This window comes from Lysinibacillus telephonicus (genome assembly GCF_039654155.1).
GTDB classification, from domain to species: domain Bacteria; phylum Bacillota; class Bacilli; order Bacillales_A; family Planococcaceae; genus Ureibacillus; species Ureibacillus telephonicus.
The window spans coordinates 2392146-2404651 of record NZ_CP155468.1; the positions used below are offsets into that span (position 1 = coordinate 2392146).

The window sequence follows — 12506 nt, forward strand, 5'->3', positions numbered from 1 at the left end:
CCTTATGGAAGCAGCGCGTGGGAATCGTGAGAATTATGTTTGTAAAACAGTTCTGCTTCTTCAAAAACTTGAATAGGTACTACTCCTCGTGAAGCATCCGTATGTCCAACCATTCTATTTACCGCTGCGACCAACTTTTGTCTTTGTTTAATTTTAGATAAACGATCTTGATATAATTCTTGGCGATCCTTTTCTAATTTTAAATCTTCTACATATATTAAATTGCTTCCATTCACTAACTCATTACTATTAACTAAGTCGATTCTTTTATTTCTTAATTGCAAGTGCAAAATGTCCCCCGTTTTTAAGTATCCTATACCTCCACCTTCCATTGATTCCGGTGTCATATGACCAATTGCTGCACCATAAGTTACACCTGAATAACGTCCATCGCTGATGATTGTACATATTCTTTTTAGAATTCGATTGGCATTTATATGCTGCATAGGAGTGAACATTTCTGGCATACCAAAAGCGACAGGACCTTGACCCGCAATAATAACAGCAATCTTTAAAATTCCTTCCTTCGCCAATACATCAAACATTTCATTATAAGCGGCATCTTTTAAGTCTTCAAATCGATCCGGGGCGTTGTATTTTAATGTTTGAATTAATTTATTTTGATCAAATAAATGATTTTCTTTGATTTTTTCTATTAAAAGAGAATCTAGCAGGCTTTCATTTGCTTGATCTTCATTTTCAAAATAAAGAACAAAAGCAAGTTTATCATCAAACTGGTTTAATTGAGGGGTTGGCATTCCGCTGATTTTTACTACTGCACTTTCAAAAAAGTTACCGCGTAAAATATCAACCCCGCTGAAAGGGCGTCTTGGTTTAGTCAAAATAATAGGATTTTCTTTCACTTTTTTAGCAGGTAAAGAATCGGAATACTTTAATCTTGTACCCCAGGATGTTCCAGTAACCGTTAATGCATCCTGATCCATTTCTACTCCGTTGTTTAATAATTCAAAAAATAATGTCTCCATGCCTCGACTATTACCGCTGCAGCACTGCATTGCTAATGAAAATATATCTCGCCCCTCTGTAAGACTATAATCAAATAAATCTGGAATCGGCTGCTCTTTATGAATTTTTTCTACATCCCATAATGTAAATTGATATCCCGCATAAATCATTGCAGCGACCATATGCATCATCAAATTAGTTGAACCACCAGAAGCACTATGAATACGAATTGCATTTTTAATATTTGCATGAACAATATCAGCAACTCCAAACTCCGGTTTATTAATTAATAATGCAAGTGCATCTATTGTTTCATTTATTTGTTGTTGATTTGGCGGCTGTGTTAATAATTCAACAGCTGGATGTACCAACCCCAATCCAGCAACTAAGTGACGCGAACTATTACCTGTACCATTAAATGCACAAACTCCTCCTTTACTATCACATGTTGCGACAGCTAACCTCATTTCAAAATATTTATGTTCATCCTTTGTAATAATCTTTCTATCTACTGCTCTTTCAAAAACACCCTGGAAGGCTGTGTTTGAAGAACATTGTAATATATAACTCATCGTATCTTTTAAATCATCTGCAATATCCTGATGACCCATCGTTACTGCTTTATCGTACATTTTATTCAATTTAACAATAACATCTTCAGGTATCGTACCACCTTGCAATACATGCGCTGGTGCAAATGTTGCAAAAAAAGGTGCATCTCCTCGTGATTTACGTAATCGATCTAAGTGAGCAAGCGCACTTACTACACCTAAAGGCTGTTTATCACATCCTTGAATAACAAATGCACCATGATAACTATGCGCTTCCAGTTGATTTACAATCATTTGGGCAACTGCATTCCTACTTTGCAATGAATAGCTCATCCCTTGATTACTTTGAGCTGTACCATCACACATTACCGGTGTAGAAAAATAAAATGGTACCCCGCCATTTTGCCAAATACGAATAGCTGCTCTTGATGATGTCAAATAATCCATAATATGTGCAGGATGATCGGCCGAACCTCCGATAATTGCTATACGAGGAGCATTGCTTTCTAAACGATTATAAATTTCTTCTAATGTCCAATCCGGTACCCCTCCCTCATAAAGTGGGCCTAATATTTGTTTTGCACGATCCAATAATCCTGCTACTGTTATTGGTTCATTAGCCTTTCCTTGTACGTTTGCTGAATAAGGGTTAATGCCCTTTTCAATTTTAGGAAATAACAATTTACATCCCCCCGATGTTATTTATAGAAGAATTAGTGATAATGCTGGAATAAACATAATAATTAAAAGCACAATGACCATAGCAACAATGAAAGGTATAATAGCCTTAGATAATGCCTCTAAAGACAACCCTGATATTCCGGCACCAACAAATAAGTTAACTCCAACAGGTGGAGTAATAAAACCGATTGCAAGCGCAACAATCATAATAATTCCGAAATGAATCGGATCAAAGCCTACTAACTTCGCAACTGGTAATAGAATAGGTGTTAAAATAATAATTGCTGCAATAGTATCCATAAAGCAGCCAACTATTAAAAGTAATAATATAATCAATAAAATAACAACTGTAGGATTAGATGAGATAGATAAGAAACTTTCTGCAATTTTATTTGGAATTTGCTCCATAGCAAGTAATTTACCGAAAGCAGTTGCAGTTCCTACTATAATTAAAATTGTCGCTGTCATTAAAGCCGACTCAATAAATATGTCAGCAAGTTCTTTTAATTTTAGTTCGCGGTAGAAAAATACACCGATAATAAACCCAATAAATACTGCAACAGCAGCGGCTTCAGTTGGTGTAAAAACACCACCATAAATTCCACCCAAAATTATTACAGGGATTAATAAGGACCATTTTGCATTCCATATTTCTTTTAAAATATTAATAACCGAAATCTTTTTACCATTTCCTAAATAACCATTCTTTTTTGAAAAATAGTATGAGTATACCATTAACCCAATACCAACTAAAATCCCAGGTAAAATACCAGCAATAAACATATCTCCTATGGATACACTTCCTGTAACACCATACATTACCATAGGGATAGAAGGAGGTATAATTACTCCAATTGACCCCGCAGATGCAACTACTGCTGTAGCAAATTTGCGATCAAATCCTTTGCTGACCATAGCTGGAATCATGATTCCTCCTACCGCTGCTACAGTTGCTGGACCAGAACCAGAAATTGCTGCGAAAAACATACAAGTGACAATTGCAGTTAGTGCTGTTCCACCAACTACTGACCCAACTAGAGATTCAGCAACATTAATTAATCTTCTAGAGATGCCTCCACGCCCCATAATTTCACCTGCTAAGATGAAAAATGGAATTGCTAAGAGGGGAAATGAGTTAACAGAGGTAGTAAGTTCTTTCATTAAAAATTCTAAAGGCATTGCTCCATCAACTAACAGTGCAATCATGACGGATAATCCAAGCGCTATTCCAATGGGAACTGCAAATGTTAGCAATAATGCAAAAGATGTGAATAATGTAATCGCCATTTAACTATGCTCCTTTCCATTAAACTAATAAATGCCTACCTCTTTGTTGTTGTCTTGATGCTGATCTTGCTCCTGATTAAGCTTTTGTTGTTCATCTTCAAGAGGACTTTCATTATCTTTACCTTCTCTAAACAGCTTTATTTCATAGATGCTTCTTTGTATTAAACGTATCGTTGTTAGTAACATTCCAATTGGCATTCCTAAATACATGATTGACATTGGCACCCCTAGAGAAGGAGCGACTTGACCTGTACTCTGGATTGCATTCATAATAGTAAAACCATAGTAAGTTGCGTAAATAGCAAAATATAAAAATAAAACATTGGCAATTAGATTAATAATCAGTTTACCGCGACTTTTAAACAATGATAAAACGGCTTCAACGCGAACATGTTTAGCACGTTTTACCCCGTAGCTTATTCCAATATAAATAAGCCAAATGAAACAGAAGCGTGCAAACTCTTCAGACCATGTTAATGAATTTTGCATAACATATCTCATAAATACTTGAAGGACTGTAATGACTGTCATCGCCACAAACAATACTAATAAAATCATTCTTTCAATATTGTCATCCAACCATTTAATGATTTTCATACATTCAACTCCTTCCAAAACTAGAAAAGCTGGATAAACCAGCTATCTAGTTACTTATTTGAGAAATTTTCAATTTCGCTTAAGTATTGCTCAACTATTTCTGTTCCCACTTGATCCTTGTACTGCTCGATTACAGGTTTTACCGCTTCTTTAAATCTTTCCAATTCTTCATCGCTAATTTTTGTAAATTCCATTTGACCTTTAAGTTCCTCTAAAGCTTCATTAGCTGTTTGGCGAGTAAGCTCCCTATTGTACTCCCCTGCTTCGATTGCTGCACTTCGAATAATTTCTTGCTGCTCAGCTGATAACTCATCCCATATTTTCTTAGAAACCAAGAATAAAAATGGTGAGTATACATGATTTGTTTCAGTTAAATATTTTTGTACTTCAGGATATTTTTCTAATAGAATTGATGGATAAGGATTTTCTTGACCGTCAACAGTTTTTTGCTGCATCGCCGTAAATAATTCCGTAAATGCCATTGGTGTTGGATTAGTACCTAACGCTTTCCAAGTATCAATATGCATTTCATTTTCCATTACACGTATTTTTAAACCCTTTAAGTCTTCTAATGTATTAATAGGTTTTGTATCATTTGTAAGCTGTCTGAAACCATTTTCCCACCATGCCAATTGAACAATCCCTTGTGCTTCAGTTTTAGCCGCTAAATTCTCCCCAAATTCACCTTGTAAAATAGCATCAACCATTTCTGTACTTGTAAGTGTGAATGGTAAATCAAATACCCCGTACTCTGGAACAAATGATACAAAAGGTGCAGATGATGGTATCGTAATTTCTAAAGTTCCAAATTGAAGCATTTCAATTGCTGAACGATCATCCGCTATTTGCCCCGAGTGATAAACTTCTACTTTTAGTGTATCTGTTTGACTTTCAACCAACTCTTTAAATTTCATAGAGCTATGATAAAGTGGATGTTGGTCATTTAAACCTAAACTAATGCGCAATGTTCTTGCTTCTCCACTACTTTCAGAGGATTCCCCATTACTCCCTGAGCTTGTAGTACCTTCTGTCGAGCCTCCCCCACAAGCTGTTAAAACTGCCACGATTAATAAAAGCAATAACGTGAACAAAAAATTTTTCTTCTTAAACATTTTTATCCCCCTTTGTTTTATAATATAAAACGTTGTTCTCATTTTTACTTAAAAAATGAAAGCGCTTTATTCCATCGCCTAACAGAATTATATTATCTGAATATTTAGACAGTCAAGTTAATTTTTGTATATTATAGATAAAAATAAACTTTTCGAGTATTTTCGATACATTTCACCATCCCTTCTCACTCGGCGTTATAAATTCAAACTCTAAATTGTAAAAAATTCCCGTCTCTACTACCCCATTAATCAGTTTAAGTTTTTTATGCACCCGTACTAAATCATTTACATTTGAGAACTTTACATCAACTATATAATTTTGATTGTCAGTAACTAAGATTTTTTCTTTATTTTTTCTAATAAAACAATAGCCTCCCATTTCTTCTATTGCTCTAACAGTCTTTGTAAAGCCAAAAGGTACGATTTCAACTGGTACAATAAAATCATCTATTATATCTGTAAATTTACTTTCATCCGCTAAAATTAAACAATTCTTTGCATTTAATAAAATTTTCTTCTCTCTAAATAAAGAACCTCCTCCGCCTTTAATTAATATTTTTTTATTAATAATTCTATCTGCACCATCAACCGCACAATCAATCTCGTTTATTTGATCTATTGATACTAATTTTAATTTATAATCATATGCTATTTTTTCAATGAACTTAGATGCAGGTATAAATTGAACATTTAATTTTTCATCTTTAATTCGTTCTGCAACCGCTTCCACAAAATAAGCCATTGTAGTACCAGAACCTAACCCAATTGTCATTCCATCTTTTACGTGTGCTGCACCAATTTTTGCAATATTTTTCTTATCCTCAAGGTTTTTAGATTTATCAAAAAAATTTACCATTCTGCAACAGTCCCATCTTCATGCCGCCACACAGGGTTTTTCCAATTATGTCCAATTTTTTGTTTCCCCCTTATAACCTCTTCATTTATTTCAATTCCTAAACCTGGATTCGTTGGATTTGAAACATACCCATCTTTATACTCAAATACAGTTTTATCTACTAAGTAATCTAACAAATCGCTGCCTTGATTATAATGAATCCCTAAACTTTGCTCTTGGATAAAGACATTATACGAAGAAGCATCCACTTGTAAACACGATGCTAGTGCAATTGGACCTAAAGGACAATGCGGCGCTACTGCTACATCATAAGCTTCTGCCATCGTAATTATTTTTTTACATTCCGTAATACCACCAGCATGAGATAAATCAGGTTGAATAATATCTACATAGCCATCTTGTAAAAGTTTTTTAAAATCCCACCTAGAAAACATTCTTTCTCCTGTAGCAATTGGTATATTGCAATGTAGTGCAACTTCTCTTAAAGCCTCATTGTTCTCTGGAAGGACTGGTTCTTCAATGAACATAGGATTATATATCTCTAATTCTTTTGCTAAAATTTTAGCCATTGGTTTATGCACTCTGCCATGGAAATCAATACCTATACCAAAATCCTTCCCTAAATTTTCTCTAATAATTGCTACTCGTTCAATTACAGCATCTATTTTATTATGAGAATCTATTATTTGAAGCTCTTCTGTTGCATTCATTTTTATTGCAGTAAATCCATTATCTTTTGCTGCTTGAGCCTGTTTTAATATATCACTTGGACGATCACCGCCAATCCAAGAATAAACACGAACTTTTTCCCGACATGCACCACCCATCAAGTCATAAATAGGCGCATTATAATATTTTCCTTTAATATCCCAGAGTGCTTGGTCAATACCTGCAACTGCACTCATATGAATAGGACCGCCTCTATAGAAGCCTCCGCGATACAATACTTGCCAAATATCTTCAATACGCATTGGATCTTTGCCAATAATATACTCGCTTAATTCATGAATTGCAGCCTCTGTTGTAAAAGCTCTTCCCTCAACAATGGGTTCTCCCCAACCTACTAATCCATCATCCGTTGTAATTTTTAAAAAGAGCCAGCGTGGTGGTACAATAAATGTTTCAATTTGTTTAATTTTCAATACCTTTCACCTCTTTAAATGTGCTCGAAAATTTATTTGCCAATGATTTAATCCCATCAAAATCACGATTTGCAATTAACTGATTATTTATTAAAGCTCCACCTATCCCAACAGCAATCGCACCATTACTTAAAAATTGATTTAGATTTTCTAAATTGATTCCTCCTGTGGGCATTAATGGAATATGTGTTAATGGCCCGAGAACATCTTTAAAGTAAATCGCTCCTAAAGCTGCACCTGGAAATACTTTCAAAATATCTGCACCGGCTGAGTATGCATTTAAAATCTCAGTAGGGGTTAAAACTCCTGGAATCGATATTCGACCGTATTGATTTGTTAGTTGAACAGTTTCTTTGTTAAAGGTAGGAGAAAAGATAAAATCAGCATTTGCATCAATTGCCGTTTTGGCTGTAAAGGCATCTAATACCGTACCAGCTCCAATTAATAATTCATCCCCATATTTTTCTTTTAATTTCGCAATAAAATAATAACTATTTTCACTATCAACTGTAATCTCTATCACTTTCACTCCACCATCTACTAATGCACGAACTACTTGTTCTAAAATAGAAGGATCAATCTTTCGAATAACTGCTACAATACCGTTTTGTTCGATGAATTTTAATTTATCCCATTTCCTCATAAAATCCCCCCTAGCGTATAACATCTGTTTCAATTCTATTTTCTAAAAATCTGTACAAAACATCAGAAGTCGGTAAGCCTTCAATATCACCATACTGCTGGATAACCAATGCCCCCATTGCATTGCCAATTCTTGCACATTCTATTAATTCTTTGCCTTGTAGCAAACCATGAGTAAATCCAGCGTCAAATGCATCACCAGCACCTACTGGATCTACAATCGTTTTCACTGGAAATCCTGGCACATGATGCAATTGGCCGTTGAAAACGTATGCTCCATCTGCACCACACTTCAAAACTATTACCTTATTACTTTGTGAATACAAGCTTTTACACATAGCTAATCGATCAGTTAAATTTGTTAAAAAAATAGCCTCTTCTTCACCAATTAATATATAGTCTGATAATAAAGCGATTTCATGAAGTACTTGAAATGCTCTTTCTTTTGACCATAGTTTGAATCGAATATTTGGATCAAATATAATTTTTACGTTATTTTGTTTAGCTAATTTAATAGCTTGCATTGTTAACTCATAACAACTTTTACTTAATGCAGGGGTTATGCCAGTAACATGTAAAAATTTTAAATTTTCAAACGAAATATTATCTAGAAGTTCTTTTGACATAAAGCTAGCGGCTGAATTTTTTCGATAATAATATACATTTAATTGATCTGGAGTAATTTGCTCTTTAAATAATAAGCCTGTTGGTCCTTCATCTGAAAAAATAGTGTTATTAGTAATTACTCCTTCTCCCTTGATTCTTTTTAAAATAAGAGAACCAAAACTATCATTCCCTAACTTACTTATCCATTCCACTGTTTCCCCTAACCGCGCAAGTCCAATTGCAAAATTAGATTCTGCACCTCCAATTTTAGGAAATATGCTTGTTGTATTTTCTAAGCTTCCTATTTGGTTCGATTGAAAAATAACCATCGTTTCACCAATTGTCAAAACATCCCGAATAGGCTGCATTTTATTCCCCCTCTTTAAAATTCGCTTTTTTTACTACAGCATGACCTCCGAATTGATGACGCAAGGAAGCTACAACTTTACCTGCAAAAGTATCATGACGTAAGGATCGATTACGCATCATAAGAGATAGAGCAATAACTGGAGCGGGTACATTCAAGTCTAGAGCAGTTTCAATTGTCCATTTTGCTTCTCCCGATGCATGCATTTCACCTGAGATGTTCTCTAATGATTGGTCTTCACTAAATACATTAATCATTAGCTCCATTAGCCAGGATTTAATTACAGAACTACTGTTCCATAATGTTGCTACCTCTTTATAGCTATACTCAAATTCGCTCTCGTGGAGAATTTCAAAGCCTTCAGCAATTGCCTGCATCATTCCATATTCAATTCCATTATGAATCATTTTTAAAAAATGCCCGCTGCCAGCTGGACCTGTATATAAGTAACCATTTTCAGAACTAATTTTTTTTAGTATAGGTTCAATCCGGTCAAAAGCTTCCTTATCTCCTCCTATCATTGAACATAATCCATGTCTTGCTCCTTTCAATCCACCACTTGTTCCACAATCTAGAAAGTAAATTCCTTTCTCCTTATAACGTTTATACCAATACTGAGAATTTTTATAATGAGAATTTCCAGCCTCAATAACGATTATATTCTTTGGCAAATTGTTTAATAATTCTTCCAGCATCTTTTCAGTTTCTTCCCCATGTGGCACCAATAGAAATAAAGCATCTGTTGGTGAAAGAGATTCTACAAATTCAACTAAACTATGAAAAAACATAAAGTTTCTTTTTTTAAACAATGAATTACACTGAATTTTATCCATTATCGAATGATCAATATCGTAACCGACTACATCAATATTGTTCTCAAGCATATTGCATGCTAAATTAAATCCCATTCTTCCTAATCCAACAATCCCTATTTTCATAAACATTCTCCTTGTGTTTAAATCATTAATTGATCCATCAAAATAACTGTTACAATTCTCAGAACTCGTTTCTTTCTTAAAAATAGGTCGTTTTTAATCCAATTGACCACCAATTAATGCATCCATAGAAGGTGTAGCTGCAATAGCCAAATGATTTTCCATTAGTTACATTGGATATCAAAACTGCTATACACTAAGCTAGTAAACTAGTACGTGTATAAATGACACTTTCGTATACTGAATATTCTGACTAGATAATACATAAAGAGATTTTGTGCTGGTTCCTATTCCTAAATTTCCTGCATAAAATTCAACTCTAAAAAGGTCAAAGTCCAATTTTATTTCTATTTTCGAAGCATTACAAAAATTCATTGTTTCTAGAAATGAGATATTTAAAGCAAGTCCCCTTATAAAAATCGTAATTGTTCAAGTAAACTCTCTTACTTGAATAGAAAAATGCCCCCACAAATCCCGCTTATTAATTCTAATAAAAACCAACTAAAATTCTTTTTTAACATGTAGATGAAATTAATCGAACTACTTAGCAGCAGTTACATTTCTACTACGATTACTGAGTGAATAGGTAATCCTAGAAACAGCATTGTAGATAATGAAAATAATCCTCCCCCCTACTAAATTTCCAACCTAATGGCTGCAAAAAATAATCTAGTAATCCAATTTAACCCTCTCCTCGTTAGAATAACACTTATGTGCCGATAGAATTTTATTATAAATAAGAGAATTAATTATACATTAAACAGAAAAATGGTATCAAATTGGATTTCGTAAATTTTATCTTATAATTTTAGGAAATACAATATAATCTTTGAATGATAATTTCTTGGACAAGTTTGTATTAGTAAAACAAAAAGACGTTTTTTCCCACTTTAGAAACGACTGAAATAATTGTTGAAAATAATTTTTTAAAAATTACAACCCTCTTTTAGCCCTATTATAAAATTTTCTAACTAAAAAAGATGAAACCAAAATGGCATCATCTTTTTTCACTGCTCCTCTATTAATCGATTTACGAAAGACTTGTTATTTTATACAGCCGTTTTCCGAGCTCTTCCTTCCATTTTTCAGCCAACTCTTCTACTTCCAAAAGTTGTTCTATTGCTTCAATATCTTTTGGTCTATGAAAATAAACTTCATTTCCAAAAAGAATGGATACGCGTTTAGGATGTTGTTCTATTAATGTAATATTAGAATCTTTTCTTACCATTCCTTCTTCTAAAACTCGACATAGATATCCGGTATAGCCTGTCTGAACAATTCTTTTTAAAATATGAGGATTATTTATTCTTTTTGTAATCGTACTACATGGAACACGTCCCTGTGTTATTTGAATAACTGCCTCACCTAGTTTAAATATGTCTCCAACATGAACATCGCTTTCTAACATATTCGTTGAAGTAATATTTTCCCCAAAGGCAGAAGTCGGTAATGATTCTCCAATTTCCTTTTCCCAAAAAGAATAATGTTCATATGGATAAACACATACTGCACGGTCAGGACCACCATGATGCTTTTTATCTGCTACTCCATCCCCTATAAACCCTTCTTTTGTTAAGAAAGCTTCTTCTACTGTTTCCTTGCAAATTGCAGTAGAAAGAAGTTGATCATTGCTATATTTCATTTGTTTTGGTAAACCAATTGAAAAAGTTTTTAGTTCAATCACCACAGAGTCCTCGCCTTCTCTCTTATAATCTTTTCTTATTATAGCAAAGTTTAACAATGAATAAAAAAGCATCTAAACAGAATTGTCTAGATGCAAATAGTTAAACAATTTATTTTAAAGAATATAATAAGCTATTTTGTATTCGTAAAACCACCGTCAATACGAATTACTTCACCGTTAATATATTCTGCTTTCGATGTTAATAAAAATGTAACGAGTTCTGCTACTTCCTCAGGTGTTCCTAAACGTTTTTGAGGAATTCCGCGAGTTGCATTTTCTTTCATTTCAGGGTTTGCTTCATAAAAGGTTTTTACCATTGGTGTTTCTGTTGGCCCAGGTGCAATAGCATTTACCCTTAATCCATCCTTTGCATATTCTGCAACCATACTTTTTGTTAAACCAACAATTCCGTGCTTTGTTGCAGAATAAGTAACAACAGAGTCTTGTCCGATTACACCAGCACTTGAAGCCGTATTGACAATTGAACCCCCACCATTTTTTATCATTACTTCAGCAACATAGCGAACACCATATAGTGCTCCTAGAAGATTAATCCCAACAATTTGATCAATTTCTTCTGATGTCGTGTCTAAGAAAAATTTACCGCTGCCTGAAATACCCGCGTTATTAAAGAAATAATCGATGGAACCAAATTGTTTAACAGTTTGCTCAACGTAATTTTTCACTTCTTTTTGTTTAGATACATCCGCTTTAACAAAAATGGAATCGACACCTAGTTTCTTAACCATTTCAACTGTTTCATGTCCGCCCTTCTCGCTAACATCCACCACCACAATATTGACTCCTTCTTGTGCTAAGCGAACAGCAGTAGCTTGTCCTAACCCGCTGCCTCCTCCAGTAATAATAGCAACTTTACTCATCACTAATACCTCCAATTTAGTACTTGACATGGTGTGACTAAGATTGAAAATTAAACCTATTTTAGTATAAACAGATTTCTAATAATCATAATTTATTGCTTAAAATAATCGATGGGATTGGTGTTTACATATTACGCCATAAAAAAACCCTAACAAAAAATTGTTAGGGAGATTTTTAACAAAGTATAAAAGGAAGCTA

Annotated in this window: 11 protein-coding genes; all 11 read right to left on the reverse strand. The window is 34.0% G+C overall.

The window, feature by feature from the left end:
- Positions 1–2: 2 nt before the first annotated feature.
- The 11 genes from MKY04_RS11345 to MKY04_RS11395 all read right to left on the reverse strand — a co-directional run bounded on the left by MKY04_RS11345 (position 3) and on the right by MKY04_RS11395 (position 12307).
- The gene (locus MKY04_RS11345) at positions 3–2198 is read right to left on the reverse strand and encodes a dihydroxy-acid dehydratase (RefSeq protein ID WP_126292597.1); all 2196 of its coding nucleotides are present in this window, start codon (positions 2196–2198) and stop codon (positions 3–5) included.
- A 21-nt stretch (positions 2199–2219) separates the two neighbouring features.
- Positions 2220–3485, reverse strand: a complete 1266-nt coding sequence (locus tag MKY04_RS11350) for a TRAP transporter large permease (RefSeq protein WP_126292598.1) — start codon at positions 3483–3485, stop codon at positions 2220–2222.
- Between the two features lie 24 nt (positions 3486–3509).
- Positions 3510–4082, reverse strand: coding sequence for a TRAP transporter small permease (locus MKY04_RS11355; RefSeq protein WP_126292599.1), 573 nt, complete (start codon positions 4080–4082; stop codon positions 3510–3512).
- Between the two features lie 50 nt (positions 4083–4132).
- The gene (locus tag MKY04_RS11360) at positions 4133–5194 is read right to left on the reverse strand and encodes a TRAP transporter substrate-binding protein (protein ID WP_126292600.1); all 1062 of its coding nucleotides are present in this window, start codon (positions 5192–5194) and stop codon (positions 4133–4135) included.
- 172 nt (positions 5195–5366) lie between these two features.
- A complete protein-coding gene (gene rpiA, locus MKY04_RS11365; protein ID WP_346234408.1) occupies positions 5367–6050 on the reverse strand; it encodes a ribose 5-phosphate isomerase A in 684 nt (227 codons plus the stop codon).
- Positions 6044–7192 carry a galactonate dehydratase gene (dgoD, locus tag MKY04_RS11370; protein ID WP_126292602.1) on the reverse strand — a complete coding sequence of 383 codons (1149 nt, stop codon included), beginning with the start codon at positions 7190–7192 and terminating at the stop codon, positions 6044–6046. Before dgoD ends, rpiA begins: the two co-directional genes overlap by 7 nt.
- Positions 7182–7835 carry a bifunctional 4-hydroxy-2-oxoglutarate aldolase/2-dehydro-3-deoxy-phosphogluconate aldolase gene (locus MKY04_RS11375; protein ID WP_126292603.1) on the reverse strand — a complete coding sequence of 218 codons (654 nt, stop codon included), beginning with the start codon at positions 7833–7835 and terminating at the stop codon, positions 7182–7184. Before MKY04_RS11375 ends, dgoD begins: the two co-directional genes overlap by 11 nt.
- Positions 7836–7845: 10 nt before the next feature.
- Positions 7846–8808, reverse strand: a complete 963-nt coding sequence (locus MKY04_RS11380) for a sugar kinase (protein WP_346234409.1) — start codon at positions 8806–8808, stop codon at positions 7846–7848.
- Between the two features lies 1 nt (position 8809).
- The gene (gnd, locus tag MKY04_RS11385) at positions 8810–9745 is read right to left on the reverse strand and encodes a phosphogluconate dehydrogenase (NAD(+)-dependent, decarboxylating) (RefSeq protein ID WP_126292605.1); all 936 of its coding nucleotides are present in this window, start codon (positions 9743–9745) and stop codon (positions 8810–8812) included.
- A gap of 1027 nt (positions 9746–10772) precedes the next feature.
- On the reverse strand, positions 10773–11429 hold the full coding sequence (locus tag MKY04_RS11390; protein WP_126292606.1) for an MOSC domain-containing protein: 657 nt from the start codon (positions 11427–11429) through the stop codon (positions 10773–10775).
- A gap of 128 nt (positions 11430–11557) precedes the next feature.
- A complete protein-coding gene (locus MKY04_RS11395; protein WP_126292607.1) occupies positions 11558–12307 on the reverse strand; it encodes an SDR family NAD(P)-dependent oxidoreductase in 750 nt (249 codons plus the stop codon).
- Positions 12308–12506: the final 199 nt, after the last annotated feature.

Bases quoted from the DNA above. Each gene is read 5' to 3' on its own strand.
- MKY04_RS11350 (WP_126292598.1), bottom strand. From the start codon at position 3,485: ATGGCGATTACATTATTCACATCTTTTGCATTATTGCTAACATTTGCA.
- MKY04_RS11355 (WP_126292599.1), bottom strand. From the start codon at position 4,082: ATGAAAATCATTAAATGGTTGGATGACAATATTGAAAGAATGATTTTA.
- MKY04_RS11360 (WP_126292600.1), bottom strand. From the start codon at position 5,194: ATGTTTAAGAAGAAAAATTTTTTGTTCACGTTATTGCTTTTATTAATC.
- rpiA (WP_346234408.1), bottom strand. From the start codon at position 6,050: ATGGTAAATTTTTTTGATAAATCTAAAAACCTTGAGGATAAGAAAAAT.
- MKY04_RS11375 (WP_126292603.1), bottom strand. From the start codon at position 7,835: ATGAGGAAATGGGATAAATTAAAATTCATCGAACAAAACGGTATTGTA.
- MKY04_RS11380 (WP_346234409.1), bottom strand. From the start codon at position 8,808: ATGCAGCCTATTCGGGATGTTTTGACAATTGGTGAAACGATGGTTATT.
- gnd (WP_126292605.1), bottom strand. From the start codon at position 9,745: ATGAAAATAGGGATTGTTGGATTAGGAAGAATGGGATTTAATTTAGCA.
- MKY04_RS11395 (WP_126292607.1), bottom strand. From the start codon at position 12,307: ATGAGTAAAGTTGCTATTATTACTGGAGGAGGCAGCGGGTTAGGACAA.